General features: G+C 64.3%; 15 protein-coding genes and 2 riboswitches. Of the genes, 5 read left to right on the top strand and 10 right to left on the bottom strand.

What is annotated here, in order from left to right; translation table 11 throughout:
- The first annotated feature begins 123 nt into the window (after window positions 1-123).
- The 5 genes from ACIQTZ_RS08600 (at window position 124) to ACIQTZ_RS08580 (ending at window position 4419) form a co-directional block, all read left to right on the top strand.
- On the top strand, window positions 124-942 hold the full coding sequence (locus ACIQTZ_RS08600; protein ID WP_402979504.1) for an amino acid ABC transporter substrate-binding protein: 819 nt from the start codon (window positions 124-126) through the stop codon (window positions 940-942).
- Window positions 943-1602, top strand: coding sequence for an amino acid ABC transporter permease (locus tag ACIQTZ_RS08595; RefSeq protein WP_400271465.1), 660 nt, complete (start codon window positions 943-945; stop codon window positions 1600-1602).
- Entirely contained in the window at window positions 1589-2389 is an 801-nt protein-coding gene (locus ACIQTZ_RS08590; RefSeq protein ID WP_402979501.1) for an amino acid ABC transporter ATP-binding protein, read from the top strand. The genes ACIQTZ_RS08595 and ACIQTZ_RS08590 overlap by 14 nt, the downstream gene beginning before the upstream one ends.
- 104 nt (window positions 2390-2493) lie before the next feature.
- A complete protein-coding gene (locus tag ACIQTZ_RS08585; RefSeq protein WP_402979498.1) occupies window positions 2494-3387 on the top strand; it encodes a hypothetical protein in 894 nt (297 codons plus the stop codon).
- A 3-nt stretch (window positions 3388-3390) separates the two neighbouring features.
- Window positions 3391-4419, top strand: coding sequence for a hypothetical protein (locus ACIQTZ_RS08580; RefSeq protein ID WP_402979495.1), 1029 nt, complete (start codon window positions 3391-3393; stop codon window positions 4417-4419).
- Between the two features lie 42 nt (window positions 4420-4461).
- Here ACIQTZ_RS08580 and ACIQTZ_RS08575 read toward each other — a convergent pair whose 3' ends face one another.
- The 10 genes from ACIQTZ_RS08575 to ACIQTZ_RS08530 all read right to left on the bottom strand — a co-directional run bounded on the left by ACIQTZ_RS08575 (window position 4462) and on the right by ACIQTZ_RS08530 (window position 17823).
- Complete coding sequence (locus tag ACIQTZ_RS08575) at window positions 4462-7482, bottom strand: alpha-mannosidase (protein WP_402979492.1); 3021 nt, start codon at window positions 7480-7482, stop codon at window positions 4462-4464.
- A 148-nt stretch (window positions 7483-7630) separates the two neighbouring features.
- Window positions 7631-8521 carry a formate dehydrogenase accessory sulfurtransferase FdhD gene (gene fdhD, locus ACIQTZ_RS08570; RefSeq protein WP_402979489.1) on the bottom strand — a complete coding sequence of 297 codons (891 nt, stop codon included), beginning with the start codon at window positions 8519-8521 and terminating at the stop codon, window positions 7631-7633.
- Between the two features lies 1 nt (window position 8522).
- Window positions 8523-10829 carry an FdhF/YdeP family oxidoreductase gene (locus ACIQTZ_RS08565; protein WP_402979486.1) on the bottom strand — a complete coding sequence of 769 codons (2307 nt, stop codon included), beginning with the start codon at window positions 10827-10829 and terminating at the stop codon, window positions 8523-8525.
- 55 nt (window positions 10830-10884) lie between these two features.
- Window positions 10885-12243, bottom strand: a complete 1359-nt coding sequence (locus ACIQTZ_RS08560) for a molybdopterin molybdotransferase MoeA (RefSeq protein WP_402979483.1) — start codon at window positions 12241-12243, stop codon at window positions 10885-10887.
- Window positions 12240-13118, bottom strand: a complete 879-nt coding sequence (locus ACIQTZ_RS08555; RefSeq protein ID WP_402979480.1) for an NTP transferase domain-containing protein — start codon at window positions 13116-13118, stop codon at window positions 12240-12242. The genes ACIQTZ_RS08560 and ACIQTZ_RS08555 overlap by 4 nt, the downstream gene beginning before the upstream one ends.
- Before the next feature lie 42 nt (window positions 13119-13160).
- Complete coding sequence (locus tag ACIQTZ_RS08550; protein WP_400271457.1) at window positions 13161-13661, bottom strand: HNH endonuclease; 501 nt, start codon at window positions 13659-13661, stop codon at window positions 13161-13163.
- Between the two features lie 242 nt (window positions 13662-13903).
- Window positions 13904-14668, bottom strand: coding sequence for an NlpC/P60 family protein (locus ACIQTZ_RS08545; protein ID WP_402948801.1), 765 nt, complete (start codon window positions 14666-14668; stop codon window positions 13904-13906).
- A gap of 98 nt (window positions 14669-14766) precedes the next feature.
- On the bottom strand, window positions 14767-15513 hold the full coding sequence (locus ACIQTZ_RS08540) for a C40 family peptidase (RefSeq protein ID WP_402979477.1): 747 nt from the start codon (window positions 15511-15513) through the stop codon (window positions 14767-14769).
- 4 nt (window positions 15514-15517) lie between these two features.
- A riboswitch (cyclic di-AMP (ydaO/yuaA leader) is annotated at window positions 15518-15676 on the bottom strand.
- A gap of 146 nt (window positions 15677-15822) precedes the next feature.
- A complete protein-coding gene (locus ACIQTZ_RS08535; RefSeq protein ID WP_402948798.1) occupies window positions 15823-16653 on the bottom strand; it encodes a M23 family metallopeptidase in 831 nt (276 codons plus the stop codon).
- 4 nt (window positions 16654-16657) lie between these two features.
- Window positions 16658-16898: riboswitch (cyclic di-AMP (ydaO/yuaA leader) on the bottom strand.
- 229 nt (window positions 16899-17127) lie between these two features.
- Window positions 17128-17823 (bottom strand): metal-dependent transcriptional regulator, encoded by a 696-nt coding sequence (locus ACIQTZ_RS08530; protein ID WP_400271453.1) that lies wholly within the window; start codon window positions 17821-17823, stop codon window positions 17128-17130.
- Window positions 17824-17861 lie beyond the last annotated feature (38 nt).

The following is a 17861-nucleotide window of genomic DNA, read 5'->3' as shown; positions in this document are numbered from 1 at the left end:
GGGGGGATGAGTGGTGGCGGGCTGTTGGGGACCGCCCCCACTCAGCCTTTTAACGGCCATTTCGCGGGGGCTGGCCGCGTCGGCGCAGCGGGCCTGACGGGGGCCGTGGCTAAGATGGCTTCCATGACCAGTCTTCGTACCCGCCGCTCTGTCCTGGCAGCTACCTTGGCCTCTGTGGCCCTTGCCCTCTCGGCATGCGGCGGTGGTGGGTCCACCCAGTCGCAGTCCGGTGGCGATAAGTCCCTTTCCGATGTGAAGTCCAAGGGTGAACTGGTCATCGCCACCGAGGGAACCTACCGCCCCTTCAGCTTCCACGCCAACGGTGCCGGCGAGCTGACAGGCTACGACGTGGAGATCGCCAAGGCAGTGGCGGACAAACTGGGCGTGAAGGCAACGTTCCAGGAGACCCAGTTCGATGGCATCTTCGCGGGACTCGACGCCAAACGCTTCGATACGATCGCCAACCAGATCTCCATCAACGAAGACCGCAAGGCCAAATACGACTTCTCCACGCCCTACACGGTCTCCACGGGCGTGGTGGTGACCAAGTCCGACAATTCCGGCATCAACAGCTTCGCCGACCTCAAGGGCAAGACCACGGCGCAGTCCCTCACCAGCAACTTCTACAAGATGGCCGTGGACGCAGGAGCCAACGTCCAGGCCGTGGAAGGCTGGGCCCAGGCGGCAACGCTGGTTCAGCAGGGCCGGGTGGACGCCACTGTCAACGACAAGCTCACGTACCTGGATTACGCCAAGACCACCCCGGATTCCGGCCTCAAGGTGGCAGCAGAAGCCCCGGACAAGACCGAAAGCGCCATGGTGTTCCGCAAGGGCTCCACGGAACTGGCCAACGCCGTGAACAAGGCCCTCGCCGACCTGCAGGCTGACGGCACCCTGGCAAAGATCTCGGACAAGTACTTCGGCGCGGACGTCTCCAAGTAAATGAACTGGGACCTCGTCTGGAGTTCCTTCGGGCCGCTCGTCACAGGTGCCGTGACGGGGACCATTCCGCTCACGCTGCTGTCTTTCGCGTTCGGGCTGGTCCTGGCGCTCCTGGTGGCCTTGATGCGGCTCAGTCCCAACTGGCTGCTCTCGGGCATCGGGCGTTTCTATGTGTCGGTGATCCGCGGAACTCCCCTCCTGGTCCAGTTGTTCGTGATCTTCTACGGCCTGCCCAACCTGGGCGTGAAGCTGGATCCGTGGCCCAGCGCCATCATCGCGTTCTCGCTGAACGTGGGTGGCTACGCGGCCGAGATCATCCGCGCTGCCATCCTGTCCGTACCCAAAGGCCAGTGGGAGGCCGGGCACACCATCGGCATGTCCAGCCGGCAAACCCTGGTCCGGATCATCCTCCCCCAGGCGGCCCGGGTGTCCGTCCCACCGCTGTCCAACACCTTCATTTCCCTGGTGAAGGACACCTCGCTCGCTTCGCTGATCCTGGTCACCGAACTGTTCCGCAATGCCCAGCAGATCGCCGCGTTCAGCCAGGAATTCATGGTCCTGTACCTGCAGGCAGCCTTGGTCTACTGGGTGATCTGCCTTGTCCTGTCCACGGCGCAGTCAGCCGTGGAACGGAGATTGGACCGCTATGTCGCCCACTGACTCACCGCAGCCCCGCCCGGTACCGGTCCTGAAGGCCCGCAACCTCGCCAAGGCCTTTGGCAGCAACGTGGTGCTGCGCGACATCGATATCGACATCCGCCGGGGCCAGGTGGTCGCACTGATCGGTCCGTCCGGTTCGGGCAAGACCACCGTCCTGCGCTCGCTCAACGGGCTGGAAATTCCCGACGCCGGCACGGTCGCCTTCGGGGACGACGGCACCGAAACGGGTCTCTCCATCGATTTCGACACCAAGGTGGGCAAGAAGGACATCGCCGCCTTGCGGGACCGCAGCGCGATGGTGTTCCAGCACTACAACCTGTTTCCGCACATGACTGTGCTGAAGAACATCATCGAGGGCCCCGTCCAGGTCCAGAAACGGCCCAGGGCCGAGGCCATAGCAGACGCCGAGCGGCTCCTGGAACGGGTTGGATTGGCCGACAAGCGCGATGCGTACCCCTTTGAACTCTCCGGGGGCCAGCAGCAGCGTGTGGGCATTGTCCGTGCCCTGGCGCTCAAACCGCAGCTGCTGCTCTTCGACGAGCCCACGTCGGCCCTGGATCCGGAACTGGTTGGCGACGTCCTCGGCGTCATCAAGGAGCTTGCCGAAGAAGGCTGGACCATGGTGATCGTGACCCACGAGCTCGCCTTCGCCCAGCACGTAGCGGACGAGGTCATCTTCATGGACGGCGGAGTAGTGGTTGAGCGCGGCCCCGCCATCGAGGTCCTCCGTGCTCCCAAGCAGGAACGCACCAAGCTCTTCGTCAAGCGCCTCCAGCACGACGTCTAGCCCGGCTGGCGTATCCTCATAAGGTTCCTGCTCAAAAGGAACCTTATGAGGCTTCGAGTGCCCGTAGCCGGGCACGCGTCAAAAAATCGGGGGTAGGACGGACTGTGGAAGAGACAGAACAGCCGGCGCAGAAGAAGAGTCGGCGAACACCCATCATCGTGGCAGTAGTGGCGCTGGCTTTGGTGGCCGGAGGGCTTGGCACGTGGTACGCGCTGTCACGCCCCGCAGGTGTCCAGCGTGCGGACGTGCTTCGCCTGGACAAGCAACGGGCCATCGTGGACAACTCCATGAATATCTACGACCCCTTGGTGCAGGAATTCACGGCCCGGTACACCAGCGCGGTCTCCACTGATGCGGATGAAGATGAAGTGGGCCAGGTACTGCAACAGCAGCGCGATGTCCTGGAACGGGAATCCGCCACGAACAAGAACCGCTTGGAAGCCATGACTGGCTCGCCTGCGCTGCAGGAGTCCGAGGTCAAAGATGCCGTGGGGCAGTTCAAGGACAAGTACGGCGCAGTGGTGGCCTACAACGACCAGCGCTTGACCAACACGGCAAACATCACCCAGTCAGTTGGCGGAGCCTGTGCACCTTTGCACCGCGACCTGAACATCGGCAGCGAAACGTACGCCAAGGACTACGTTTCCACCGCCGATGCGTGCTTGGCCGCCCTGTCGGATGCCAAGAACGGGTCCGATGCAGAGACAAGCACGCTTCTGGGTGCCTTCGAGGGCGTCATTCGCGGGCAGCGGGACAAGCAGCAGGAAGTCCTGGACGCCAAGGATGACTTTGAGCGGGCGGCAAAGCGTACTTTGGCGGCCATCGCGCTGCTCGACATCAATGATTCCCTGGACAAGCCCCGCACGGAATATGAGAACGCAGTGAAAAAAGCGTCCACCACGGTGGTCAACGAAGCGAACGAATCAAACGCCAACCTTGAGCGGGTCCTGAAAGAGCGGTTGGAACGCTTTGATGCCGCCGGCCAGGAGGGGAAATAGGCCATGAGCAACCACATTCCGGAGACCACTGCCGTCCCCGTCCGCCGCCATCGCCGCCCAGTACTCCTGGTGATTGGTATTCTCCTCGTTGTGCTGGTCATTGCCGCCGGAACGCTGGTGGCCATGAACAACTTGGCTGCACAACAGCGAAAAGAAGGCCTGTCCTTACTGAAGGAAGACCGGATGAATGCCCTCAGCGAGGCCAGGGACAAGATCCAGCCGGCAGTCAACGCTTATCTGGCGGCCTACAAGAAGGCACGGAACGCCCCCGCTTCCCGGGACGAGGCAGCACGGAACAGCCAGAAAGAGAAGGATGACGTCCAGCAGGCCACGGAGTCTGCCCGGGCCGCTTTGGACAACCTGAAGGCCACGCATGGTTCCAGCGACGACACCGTGGGAGTCGCACTGCAGCAGTTGGTGGAGTCCCACGACGGGTACTTCGGCTACATGGAGGGACTCGTGAACTCCTACCCGCAGTTCGAGGGCCTCTTCCGCGAGGACGACGCAGCCGGGTGCAACGGCCTGTTCGTGGGTTCCAAAGCAGCCAGCCTGCGGGAACGCCAAACCTTGCTGGCCAAGGCTGCCACACCGTGCCGGAAAGCAGCGGAGGAACTGAAGCAGTCCAACAACACCGCTTACCAGGAGTTCGCCCGCACATTCGACGCCAAGGTGGCCGAGCTTGAGGTGCACGCCGAGGCAACCGCGAAGGGCGAAGAAAGCTATGCGGAGTTCGTGCGGCTCAAGGACGATTTCGTCAAGAAGGCGGACGATGCCGAGGCGCGCAACGCCCCGGCCGAGGAAGTCCAGAAAATCGCCGACGACGCCAAAGCGCTCAACGCCAAGATCCGATACAACAGGTCGGACTTCGACTTCGCCGCGAAGCGCTACCTGGCCGGGGTCAAGGAAATGCCTTCCCTGGTTGAGGAAGTATTCACCAAGGGGGTGACGGACGACATCAAACACTTCAACACTGTCATCCCCCTGCGTGAACAGGTCCTGAAGGGCGTCGTAGACGTCGAACTGACCGAGTAGCCGGTTTCGGGCCTGCATCCAAGGATGCAGGCCCGAACGGGACTATCTGGCGAAGCGCAGCGTGACCAGCTGGAACGGCCGGAGAACCAGCTCCGCTGCCGAACCTGCGCAGACCACACCCGCGGCCTCGACGGTGCGTTCCAGCAGGTCCGTCGCCGCCACACCGGTGGATTCGAAATTGGCCATGACCGTGCCCTTCGACCGTTGTCCAAGGGATTCATAGAGCCGCACGATGACATCCCCGGAACCGTCCTCGGCGAGCTTCACCGCTTCCACCACGATCGCAGGGTTGGACACCGAAACCAGTGGCTCCACTGGGTTGGTTCCCTTGACGTAGCGGGGCTTGAGGTTGGTCCGGTAGCCCTCTTCCACGGCGTCCGAAATACCCGCACCCGGCCTGATGGACACCTCCAGGGTGTGCTCGCCGCGGTCTGCCTCGGGATCCGGGAACTTCGCCGACCGCAGCAGCGAGGTGCGCACCGTCGTCGTGGTTCCACCATCCTGGCGGACCGCCCGGGTGACATCGTGCCCGTAACTGGACGAGTTGCTGACCGCCACGCCATATCCCGGTTCCCCCACATGGATCCAGCGGTGCGCGCAGATCTCGAACTTGGCGGCATCCCAGGACGTATTGGTGTGGGTTGGCCGGAACACGTGGCCGAACTGTGTTTCCGAGGCCGAATGATCGGCCCGCACATCCAGCGGGAAGGCGATCTTCAGCATCTTCTCGCGTTCCTGCCAGTCCACTGTGGTGGCTATCGCCAGAGACTCCGCGCCGGCGTCGAGCGTGATGCGTTGCGTGATGGTGGACCCGCCCACCGAACGCTTAACGACGACGACGGCGCCCGTCGCGGTCCGCTCCAGGGCGGTACCTTCGACGTCGGTCAGCGGGGTGACGTTGTGGCGGTAGAACTCCTCGATGTCCCAGGCGTCCCATTCGTTCGGGGTGTCGCGGAAGAGCTCCAGCAGGTTCCCGGCCTGGCCGGGAGCGATGGCGTCGCGGCCGCTCGCATGGTCGACGAGCGAAGTCAGGAGGCCATTGCTGTCCAGGACTGCTCGGATGATGCCGTTGTCCACCACATAGCCGCCGGCCTCTTCCAACACCTCCACGCAAGCGTCGGTCGTGGCGGCTTCGGCGACGCCCAGTGCCTGCACGCCATTCCGCTTGTGCGGCGCGGCATTGAGGAGGAACCGCGTGTCCCCCTGGCCGACCAGAGCCTGCGCGGCCTCCGCGATGATGGCCTCAAGGTCGCGGGCGATCGCCGCATAATTTCGTTCGGCGTCCTGATGGACCCAGGCGATGGAGCTGCCGGGCAGGATGTCATGGAACTGCTGGAGCAACACCAGTTGCCAGAGCCGCTTGAGCTCCGCCGCCGGATACGGGAAGCCCACACGGACGGCGGCCGTGGAGCACCAGAGCTCCGCCTCGCGGAGCAAGTGCTCGCTGCGGCGGTTGCCCCGTTTGGTCTTGGCCTGGCTGGTGTAGGTGCCGCGGTGCATCTCCAGGTACATTTCGCCCACCCAGACCGGAGGGTTGGCGTACTCCGCCTCGGCCTTGAGGAAGAAGTCCCTGGCCGTCCCCATGCGGACCTTGGGTGAGCCTTCCAGGTCTGCCGTGCGGTGCGCCGCGGCCACCATCTCGCGCGTGGGTCCGCCACCGCCGTCGCCATAGCCAAACGGGACCAAGGACATGGTTCCCCGGCCGTGGTCGCGGTAGTTCCGCTGGGCGTGGGCCAGTTCGCGTCCGTGCAACTCGGCGTTGTAGGTGTCCACTGGCGGGAAGTGGGTGAACAGGCGCGTCCCGTCAATGCCTTCCCAGGTGAAGGTATGGTGCGGCATGCGGTTGACCTTGTTCCAGGAAATCTTCTGGGTCAGGAACCACCGGGACCCGGCGGACTTGACGATCTGCGGGAGGGCACCGGAGTAGCCAAAGGAATCGGGCAGCCAGGCTTCCTGGCACTCAACGTCGAACTCGCGTTGGAAGAAGCTCTTGCCCTCCACGAACTGGCGGGCCATGGCTTCGCCGCCGGGCATGTTGGTGTCCGATTCCACCCACATGCCGCCGACAGGGACGAACTGGCCGGCCTTGACCTTCTCGCGGATGCGGACAAAGAGCTCCGGGAAGTACTCCTTGATCCAGGCCAGTTGCTGGGCGGAGGAGCAGGAGAACACAAAATCGGGGTCGTCATCCATGAGCGCAACGACGTTGGAGAAGGTCCGGGCGCACTTGCGGATGGTTTCCCGGACGGGCCAGAGCCATGCCGAATCAATGTGGGCGTGGCCTGTGGCAAGCAGTTCGTGGGCCGAGGCGTAGGCGGGACGGCTCAGCACCCCTGCCAGCGCGGCGCGGCCGGCCGCCGCAGTCCCGGCAACGTCGTCCGGATCCATGATGTCCAGCATGCGTTCCAGCGCCCGCAGGATCTCGTGCCGGCGGGGCAATTCCATGGGGAGCTCGTGCATCAGACCGGTCAAGGTCCACACGTCCTGGTTGAGCTCCCACACGGTCTCATTGAGTTCGGCGATGGCGATGCGCCCCAACCGGTAGCGGGGTTCGTCACCGGACGTGGCTTTATCCCCCAGCGGTGTGGGCGCAAAGGACCAGCCCTGGGCTACGTCCGGGTTGGCGGCCGCTTCGACGTAGAAGTCCACGGAAAGACCGCCACCCAGCAGTTTCAGCGGTACGTGGTAGTTCCGCGGCGAGATCGCCTTGATGATGCTGCCGTCGGCACGCCAGGCCGTACCCTCGCACTGGAATCCGGGGACATCGCTGTTGAAGCCGAGGTCAACGATGATTTCCACGGTGGTGTCTTCCGAGGCACCCCAGCCTTCGGGGACCTCGCCTTGGAGCCGGAGCCACTTGGTGCTCCACGCCTTGCCCCAGGCGGCACCGGCCTCCTGCGGAGTGAACAGCTGCCGCATTGCTTCGGCAGCGGGGACCGGCTCACCCGGCGCCTCCCAACTGCTCAGTTCAAGGGGAACGGACCTGCCGTATATGGCCGGAAGAAGGCGTTCCCGAACGAATCGATCGAGACGCTGTTCTGTGATCCGACGGTCGTCGTGCAATTAAATCCCCTTTGGCGTGAGCTGGGCGGCGGGACTGGCAGGCGGGTGGACGGTGCTCCTCAAAGAGGTGGCGTTCCGGGCACTCCGGCGATTCCATTCGATGGATAAAATCTACGTTGTTCCAGCACAATAGCCAAGTGATGGGGAACTATCCCTGGCCCGCCAGGTCCGCGGAGACCGGGATCTCCTGCAGGATCCGCTCGACGCCGGCATAAACGTTGATGCTGTGGCCGCGGCTGAACCCGGCCAACGTCACACCCGTTTCGGCGGCCAGTTCAACGGCGAGGCTGGAGGGGGCGCTGACAGCGGACAGCACGGGGATGCCGGCCATGGCTGCCTTCTGCACGAGCTCGAAGGACGCACGCCCGGACACTTGGAGCACCGTTCCCTTGAGCGGCAGGTGACCGGCCCGCAACGCCCAGCCGATCACCTTGTCCACCGCGTTGTGGCGACCCACATCCTCCCGCAGGCAGAGCAGCTCGGAGGTACCGTCGTCGTCCACCCGGAAGAGTCCGGCAGCATGCACGCCGCCGGTCTTCGCGAAAACTGCCTGCGCTTCCCGGAGCCTGTCAGGGAGGGCCGCCAGAGCCCGCACCGGCACCGTGACGGGATCTTCCTTGGGGCTGTGGTGCGAAGACTTACGCACGGATTCAATCGAATCGGTGCCGCAGATGCCGCACGAACTTGAGGTGTAGACGTTGCGGCCCGTTTCCGGACGTACGACGTCGGGACGCAGCTGGGCGTCGACGACGTTGAAGGTCTGGACCCCGTCCTCGTCCTCCCCCGCGCAGAAGCGTTCCGAGACCAGCTGCCCGGGCTCCCAGATAACGCCCTCGGAGACCAGGAAACCGGCAACGAGATCGAAGTCGTCGCCCGGCGTGCGCATGGTCACCGAGAAGGACATCTCCCCCAGCCGGATTTCCAGCGGCTCTTCCACGGCAAGGACGTCCTCCTTGTACCGGACGGGATGCTCCATTGCCTGGGGCGATCCGTCCAGGACGAACTTGTGCAGTTTACGGCGCTGGGTGACGCGTCCCATGTCAGGCTTCTTCCTCTGCATGCCGGACGAACCGCACGGTCATGGCCTTGTAGCCCGGCGTATTGGACTCCCGCGCCACCAGCTCCCGGTGGACCAGAGCGTTGGCCTCCGGGAAGTAGGCGGCCGCGCAGCCCTTGGCAGTCGGATACGCGATGAGGCGGAACTTGTTGGCCCGGCGTTCCGTCCCGGCGAACGTGGAGATGACATCCACCAGGTCCCGGTCCTGGAAGCCGAGTTCCTTGATGTCGTCCTCATGGACCAGGATCACCCGGCGGGCCTCGGATACCCCGCGGTAGCGGTCATCCAAGCCATAGAACGTGGTGTTGTACTGGTCATGGCTACGGACGGTCTGCAGGATCAGGTGCCCGGCAGGGGCTTCGAGGTACTCCAGCGGACTCACCGAGAACCGCGCCTTGCCGATGTCCGTGGCGAAGGTCCTGGTATCGCGTGGCGGGTTGGGCAGGACAAAACCGTTCTTGGTGCGGACCCGGGCGTTGAAGTCCTCGAAGCCGGGGATGACGCGCGAGATGTGGTCCCGGATCACGTCGTAATCCTCGGCCATTGCGCGCCAGTCCACCTCGTGGTCGTCACCGAAGGTGGCCTGGGCCATCCGGGCAACAATGACCGGCTCACTCAGCAAGTGTTCGGAAACAGGTTCCAGCCGTCCCTGGGTCTTGTGGATGACGGACATGGAGTCCTCCACGGAGAGGAACTGCCGGCCCTTGGGGTGCTTGTCATCGGTGTCCGTGCGGCCCAGCGTGGGCAGGATCAGTGACGTCCGGCCGTGCACCACGTGGGCACGGTTGGGTTTGGTGGAAATGTGGACCGTGAGGCCCGCGGTCTTGAGTCCGGCCTCGAGTGCGTTGGTATCGGAACCGGCAGCCGCGAAGTTCCCGCCCATGGAGACGAACACGTCAACTTCGCCCTTTTCCAGTGCGTGCTGGGTTTCCACCGAGTCGTAGCCGTGGTCCCGGGGCATCCGGAAACCGAATTCCTTGTCCAAAGCCTCCAGGAACGGTTCCTTGGGCTTTTCCCAAATGCCCATGGTGCGGTCGCCCTGCACGTTGGAGTGGCCGCGCACGGGGCAGGCACCGGCGCCGGGCTTGCCGAAGTTCCCCTGCAGCAGGAGCAGGTTGATGATCTCCTTGAGGGTGTCCACCGAGTGCGGCTGCTGGGTCAGTCCCAGTGCCCAGCAAATAATGGTGCCCTTGGAGGCAGCCATCATGCCCGCAACCTTGATGATCTCCTCGCGGGACAGGCCGGTGGCCCGCTCCGTCTCTTCCCAGTCCAGCACGGAGCGGGCCCTGGCGTAGTTCTCGAAGCCCTCCGTCTGCTTACCGATGAAGGACTTGTCCACCACCGTGCCGGGATTGCGTTTCTCCTCTTCCAGGAGCAAGTGGCCCAAGGCCTGGAACAGGGCGAGGTCGCCGCCCACCTTGATCTGCAGGAACTCGTCCGCGATGGTGGTGCCGCCGCCAATGACGCCGTTCAAGGACTGGGGATCCTTGAAGTTCAGCAGGCCCGCTTCGGGAAGCGGGTTGACGGCAACAACCTTGCCTCCGTTGCGCTTGCAGTCACTCAAGGCGGACAACATGCGGGGATGGTTGGTGCCCGGGTTCTGTCCCACCACCAGGACCAGCTCGGCCTGGTGGAGGTCCTCCAAGGACACCGTGCCCTTGCCGATGCCGATGGTCGGATTGAGCGCGCTGCCTGAAGATTCATGGCACATGTTGGAACAGTCCGGCAGGTTGTTGGTGCCCAGGCTCCTCGCGAACAGCTGGTACATGAACGCTGTTTCGTTGGCCGTGCGGCCCGAGGTGTAGAACACGCAACGATCCGGAGTGGAGGCGTTGATGTGCTCGCCGATCAAGGCAAACGCGTCGGTCCAGCTGATGGGCGAATAGTGGGTGTCACCCGGCCTGATCACCACTGGTTCAGCAATGCGGCCCTGGCTGCCCAGCCAGTACTCGGTCTTGTCTTCGAGGTCGGCAATGGAGTGCTTGGCCCAGAATCCACCGCCCACCGTGCGGGTGGTGCTTTCCTCGGCGATGGCCTTGGCGCCGTTCTCGCAGAACTCCGCAGGGCTTCGGCGGCCCGTGATGGACTCCGGCCAGGCGCAGCCCGGGCAGTCGAAACCATCGTGCTGGTTGACCCGGAGCATGGACCGGACCGTACGGGCCACACCAGCCTGGGAATAGCCCCGTTCGAGGGCGACGCTCACGGCCTTCAGGCCGGCAGCGGCTCGTTTGGGCGGGTGGATCTGCAGGTCATCTTCGTTGATGTCCTGTTCTGGGGCATGCCTGTTCATGTGTCCATCATTACAAGTCCGGCGGCAAAGCCGCCACCTGCGTCCACGGACAGCGTCAGGCGTCCAGCGCGCTCCAGTCCACCGGTCCCGCCGGTGGCTTCTTTGCGGTGCGGACGGGGGCCTTGCGCGGTTTGTCCTCGGCAGCTTGGGGAGCGGGCAGAGGCTTTCCCCACGGCAACGGGAAAGCCGGTACCGGTTCGCCCATCTGGACCCCGTGGGGAGGCACCACCAGGACACCGTCCGCTCCTGCCAACCCGCGCATCATTCCGGGTCCGGCATGCCGGGACGGCGAAGCCAGCCCGTAAACCAGCTTGAACGGCATCAATCGAGTGCGGCCCGGATCGGCATCGATCATGGAACCGCACGGTACTTCGCCCACGTCGCCGAGGCGTCCGTGGCCCAGGGCTGCCAGCAGCGGTCCGCCCACGGTAAAAAGGGCCATCATGGCTGCGAGGGGGTTCCCCGGCAGCCCCAGCACAAAGCGTCCGTCAGGCAGCTCAGCAAGTACCGCCGGGTGTCCGGGACGCATGGCGATCCCGTCAATCAGCAACGTCCCGCCCAGCTCCGCTACGGCCTTACGGAAATGGTCGGTTCCCGAGCGTCCGGTCCCGCCAGTAGTAATAACGACGTCGGCCGGCGGCTCTGCGCCAGCGTCCAGTTCCGTCGTGTTCGCTTCCAGGGTGCCCGGCTCCGCGTCCTGCAGCGCCGCAAGCCACTCCCCGTAGTTATCGCCCACACGGACCAAGCCGCCGTCGATCCCGCCAAGGAGCTCCACCACCGAACCCAGCTGCGGCCCGAAGGTATCCCTGACCTGTCCAGGAGCAGGGACGCCCTGTTCAACCACCTCGGACCCGGTCAGGAGGAACCTCACCAAGGGTTTGCCCAGGACAGGGAGTTCGTCCAGGCCGGCCAGGGCCGCGACGGCCAGGTGCGCAGGGTTCAGCACCGTTGCCTTCTTCAGGAGGACCTCGCCCTCAGCGGCTTCCTCTGCCGCCTTGCGGATGTGTTGACCGTTGCGCGGCTCCCCCGGCTTCGCGGTGCCGCCGAGCGCCAAAACCGGCAGGCCGTCGTCGTCCGTGGCGATGATGCCGCTTTCGCTGCGAAGAACCGCTTTGGCACCGGGTGGAATCAGCCCGCCGGTGACGATCGGGCTGGCCTGGTGTGGTGCCAGCCGCTGGCCGGGTTCGCTGAGGATCCACGGACCGCTGCCGTTGACGGCCCACCCATCCATGGCCGACGACGCGTAGTGCGGCATGTCCTGCAGGGCAAGTACGTCCTGGGCGAGGGTCCGCCCCAACGCCGCGCGCAGCGGAACCGGGCTTGCGGGGATGGGAGTGGCGACGTCGAACGCACGCTGCCTGGCTTCGTGCCAGGTATGCGCTGCATGGTGGCCCTGTTCGGGGGCCTCCGTCATTCGGTTTCGGCCCCGGGCTCCGCATACTGCTTGGCTACTTGGCGGGCAAGGTCGAGGGCGGCGGCCATGGCGGCGTCGTCGTTGGCCTGGCCGATGCCGCGTGCCATTCCAGCCGCGTACCCCGCGATGAATGTGGTCAAAGGCGCCGCGGGACGCACCACGGAGTGCGCGGCCACGCCGGCGACTGCAAGGATTTCGTTGACGTCCACGTCTACGCCCTCAAGCTCAAACGCCTGCAGCAGTGTGCGGCACCATTCCTCGAGTGTCTCGTCCTGGCTTTTCACGTCCGCCTCCAAGTCGTTGTCAATGCCCAGGGCCGCTGCGTCCTCCCACGTATCCACGTCGTCCGTGGAGCCATCGGGAACGGCAACAGCCAGCACGTTCAGCCTAGCAAGCAGCTTGAAGACAGATGCGTTCGTTAACGACCGGGCTGCAGCGACTTCGCGTTCCAGGGCCTGTGTGCTGTAGATGCCGAGGAGGGGCTGTTGCCTGCCATCGGAAGACACTGCCATGGCTCCCTCGGTGCCATGGTGCCCCGCGACTTCCTCAAGGATGGCAGCCACTCCCCGTGAGGCATGCGGCATATCGCAGGCCAGCACCAAGGTCCACGGTGCCGGATCAGTGGACCCAAGAACGGCAAGTCCCGCGGCAATGGCCGCCGCCGGTCCTGCGTAGGCGGGCTCCTCGCGCGCGGACAGTACCCCGTCCGGAAGGCCGTCCTGGCGCGGCCCCACCACCACAATCCGCGAAGCACCCCGGACGGAGTCCAGGGCATGCGAAAGGAGGCTCGCGCCGTCGTACCTTAATCCCGGCTTGGGCACGCCACCGAGGCGGGTGGCCCTGCCACCCGCCAGGATCACGGCGTTGAACTCCATCCGCCCAGATTACCCGTACGGCCGGAGCACAACAGAAATCGATCAGGCGGCGGATTCCGGCAAGAGGAACGGGTCCCAGTCCGGCGCAGGTTTCTCGAGTTCTTTGATCTGCCACATGGTTCCCGTGGGCACGCCGGGCGTGAAGCGAAGCTTCCAGCCCATCTCGGCGAGCGTCTGGTTGCTCTTGGCGTTATTGCATTTCAAGCACGCCGCAACCAGGTTTTCCCAGGAATCCGCGCCACCCCTGGATTTGGGGTGGACATGGTCTATGGTGTGCGCTGTCTTGCCGCAATAGGCGCAGCGGTGGCCGTCGCGGCGGAGCACCCCGCGGCGGCTCACAGCGGTGATCCTGTTGTACCGGGGACGGATGTAGCGGTTGAGGAGAATCACGGACGGACGTCCCAGAATCTCCTGTGGCCCGACGACAGGTTCGCCGCCTTCGGCCACTACGCTAGCTTTTCCAGTCAGCACAAGGACCAGCGCCCGGCGGAAGGTGACTACCGCCAGCGGTTCATATCCAGCATTCAGAACGAGTGTGCGCATGCACGTACCTCTTCACGGCCGCACCCGTCAGGGGCACGAGGGCCGGCTGCCCTCTGCATGTACGGGCTGTGGATCGACACCATAAGGGTAAGCACTTATATGCCGTATCAACGAATTTTCGGGCCTGTTCCCGTGCAGTGTCGGCGAATGTTCATGTGCGGGACACCATGCATGGCCCTCCGCGAGGGGCTTAAAGCGGAACACCCCGCAGGTATTCCTGCGGGGTGTTCAAAGAATCTGTATCAGCCGTTCACACGGATGAAGACCGGGCCGGAGCCGACGTTCACACTGAAGAGTGCAGTGGTGGACCCGTTCCATCCACCGTGTACTGCCATGCCGTTACCGACGTAGACGGCGATGTGTGCCATTCCACCGTAACCACCGTTGGCGTAGTACGCGAGGTCGCCCGGCTGGGCTTCGGCGGCGCTGACGGTGCGGCCCAAGGAGAGGTAGCCCGCCGGCCAATCGTGGAAGTTGATACCCACGGCCGCCAGCGAATTGGTGACCAACATGGTGCAGTCCTGGGTCACTCCCAGCTGGGCATAGGCTGCGGCGGCGATGGCTGCCCCGAGGCCACTGGAAGCTGCAGGAGCCTTGGCGGCCGCCGTTGCTGAGTTGTCCACTGCCAATGTGGCGGTCGCGCCGGTAGCCGTGGAGCCGGATGCGGCTTTCGCTGCGGGCTTCTCGACGACGGGAGCCGGAGCTTCCACCGTGGTCACAACCGGGCTCTCGTAGGAGATGGCCACGGTGGAGTCGGCAGCGATGGTGGACTGCGTGACTGCCTGGACATCAAGGGCTGTGGTGGCCGTGGATTCACGCTGGACGTTGGTATCGGCGGCGTTCGCAGCAACGCCACTGGTCAAGACCAGTCCTGAAGCGGCAGCGATAACGACTGCCTGGCGGCCGACGCCACCGGCGTTGTTGCTGACAGCCTTCGCGATCACGGCAAGGGAGCTGGTCTTGGGGGCCTCAGCTCGGTGCCGTGCAACCTTGTGTGCACTGGTCATTTTTTAATCTCTTTTCGTTTCCGCACGCGGTTGGGGCACGCGCGGTTTGCGGGCAAGCCAGCACTTGGGGGGCATGCTGGCGTACCCCGAACGGGGTTTTAGCGGAGGGTGAAGAATGAAGACGTGCCGGTGGAAGCCACCGAGTGGAGCAAGGTTCCCTGGCTCGGGTTGAGAGCGCTGATCATCATGCCGTTGCCGACGTAGATGCCTACGTGTGCGCCGCCGTTCTGCATGACCAGGTCACCCGGCTGCGGCGTGCTGGTGGCCTTCATGGCAGTCCAGGCGTTGACGCGGGGAATGCTGATGCCGGCCTGGGCGTAGACCCACTGGGTGAAGCCGGAGCAGTCCCAGCCGTTGGGAGTGGTGCCGCCCCAAACGTAGGGGTGGCCGATGCCCGTGTAGGCGATCGCGGCGAGGCCGGAAGCTGCGGCGCTGGAGGCCGTTTCCTTGGCGTCGGAAAACTGTGCGGTGAGCGAGCCGGCGGCCTGGCTGCCAGTGGTCTGGTTACCAGCTGTCTGGGAGCGCTGGGTGGTCTGCGACGCGCGCTGGACCTTCGGGGCTTCCTTGGTGGCCACGACGGGGCTGTCGAAGGAAACAGTGGCCGTGGGCTCTGCAGTGACAACCTCGGTGGTGAGGAGCTGCTGCGTGCTCGTCTCGGCCTTGGAAACATCGGTGTCCGCTGCCTGGGCCGGGAGGCCGACGCTGAGGACGAGGCCGGAGGCTGCGGCGAGAACTGCGGCCTGGCGGCCAACGGTTCCGGCATTCGCTGAAACAGCCTTCGAAAGAGTGTTCAACGGGTGAACCGTCTCGGCGCGGTGGCGCGCAGGGGTAGTGCGTGATGACACGTAGGTAGCCTCTCCCAATGCCTGCGAGGTGAGCTGTCGGATTCGGATGGGAGTCATCCGGCCACGCGCTTCGAGAAGCTTTGTGACTTAACCCCAAGGCCTTCTCTCGAAGACCAAAAGTGGTTCCCCCGCCCCTGCCAGACGAATTTTGCGAACGGATCCTGAGTGGTGGCAGAGCTAGGCAATCCACTCAAGTGCATCGGCCCCCTAAAAAGCCGATGCGCTTTAGACGGTACAACAGTTGAAAGCGAATGTCACATTCAGGTCACGGGGTGTGTCGCGAATGCGAGAGACGACCATCGACTTTGCTTAGAGCCAGCCCATGGGGTCAACAACTTCGCCGTTGACCTGCACCTCGAAGTGCAGGTGGCAGCCCGTGGAGGCGCCCGTGGTGCCGCTCAGGGCTACAACGTCACCGCGGCTGACAGTCTGGCCAACCTTGACGTTGAAGGACGACAGGTGGTTGTACGTGGTCTCAAGGCCATTGCCGTGATCCACCACAACGCGGTTGCCTCCGCCGTACTCGTGCCACCCGGCAAACGTGACCTTCCCGGCGGCGGCAGCGTGGACCTGGGTGCCGCACTGGGCAACGAAGTCCTGGCCGCGGTGGAAGTCGCCGGTGCCACCGGTCAGCGGGCTGACGCGGTATCCGAACGGAGAAGCGGTTGTCAGCGTGTCCAGCGGACTTCCAAGGGTGCCCTTGGAGGAACTGGCCTGGATGCTGCCAACGGACTGGGCGCTGAGCAGCTGCTTTAGCTTGCCGTCGGGATCGGCCTTGGTGGCCACCGCCGCACGGCTGAAGTCGATTTTTGCCGATGCTTCCGCGGAAACCTCAGGCTGGCTGCCGCCGGATACGGCAAGGGCAGCTTCTGTTTGGCCCGACTCGGAGGTGGCCATGACGGGGCTTGTGGCCGGCAGACCGACAGTGAGGGCGAGGCCTGTGGCGGCCAGGGCCACCCCGGCTTTCTGCCCTACGCCACTGGCTGCGGCGAAATCGGCAACCTGGCGCAACGGGCTCTTACGGCGGCGCACCTGACGCTGGGTGTCGCGCGGCCGGATCTCCGTTACGACGCGGGCTGGCCGCAGCTCAGCAGCGGGGCCGGACGCGCGTCGGCGGCCCCTGACGTTCTGCGATGTCAAACTCTGTTCCTCTCTAGAAAGCCTGCGAAGTTAGCTGTCGGATTCGGATCAGAGAGTGCAAAGACCCGGCCCGCACGCAGCGCGTACGGCACACAGGTATCCCGGAGGAAATTGCGTAAGTAGGCACTGCTGCTGCGGACTTCACCCCAAGGCTGCTTCTTCAGGCAGCCGATGGTGGTTCCCCCGCCTCTGCCAGTAGTGGATAACACCCCTGATCTGCTGGCAGAGCTCGGCTCCAGATCAGGTAACGCTTTGGTATCGGCGCTAGTAGATAACTATAGGGGATTAAAGCCTTCGGTAATAAATTCGTTATCTTCCACGGCGCCGCTTTCCGGGGTGGGCCTTTAGCACCTTTCGGCGGAAACTGCAGGTCACGCCGTTCTACCCGACTCTGGTAGTGAGATCAGACACTCCGGCCGGGACACAAGTGAGGCACCCATCCTTTTCGGGAGAGGTGCCTCGGAAGTCCTACGCTCAGCCAACCGCCACGAAGACGTGGGCTGCAACTTCGGGTGGCAGTTCCAGGGCGCCCTCGATGCCGGGGACGCGGACGGAGATGTACTCCCCTACCCGCGCCAACGAAACTGCCGCGCCCGGGCGGATCCCGCCTTCATCGAGTTGGGTCAGGAGTTCAGGCTCGACCTGGATGGGTTCGGCCAACCTGCTCACCACAACCCGTGAGTCCGTGGCGTAGCCGTCCATTGCCTGGATGAGGTTGACGTCGCCCTTGAGGGAGATCTGGCTGGCCCGTCCACCGAGTGCTTCCAAGCCCGGGATCGGGTTTCCGTACGGCGACTCGGTGGGGTGCTCAAGCAACTCGTACAGCCGGCGTTCAACCCGCTCACTCATCACGTGCTCCCAGCGGCAAGCCTCGTCATGCACATAGGCCCAGTCCAGGCCGATGACATCGGCCAGGAGGCGCTCGGCCAGGCGGTGCTTGCGCATCACTTCGGTGGCCCGCTTCCGGCCAACCTCGGTCAACTCAAGGTGGCGGTCATTGGACACGACCACCAGGCCGTCGCGCTCCATGCGGCCGATGGTCTGGGAAACAGTGGGACCGGAATGGCGCAGGCGCTCGGCAATGCGGGCCCGAAGAGCAACGATGTTCTCTTCCTCAAGCTCCAAAATGGTCCGAAGATACATCTCAGTGGTATCGATCAGATCCGTCATCCAGCTCAGCTCTCCTCGAACGCAGTTCTCGCGTAGTG

It is taken from the genome of Paenarthrobacter sp. NPDC090520 (assembly GCF_044769205.1).
Taxonomy (GTDB): Bacteria; Actinomycetota; Actinomycetes; order Actinomycetales; family Micrococcaceae; genus Arthrobacter.
Note: the sequence above shows the minus strand (reverse complement) of the source record. Positions and strands in the feature narration are given on the sequence as shown.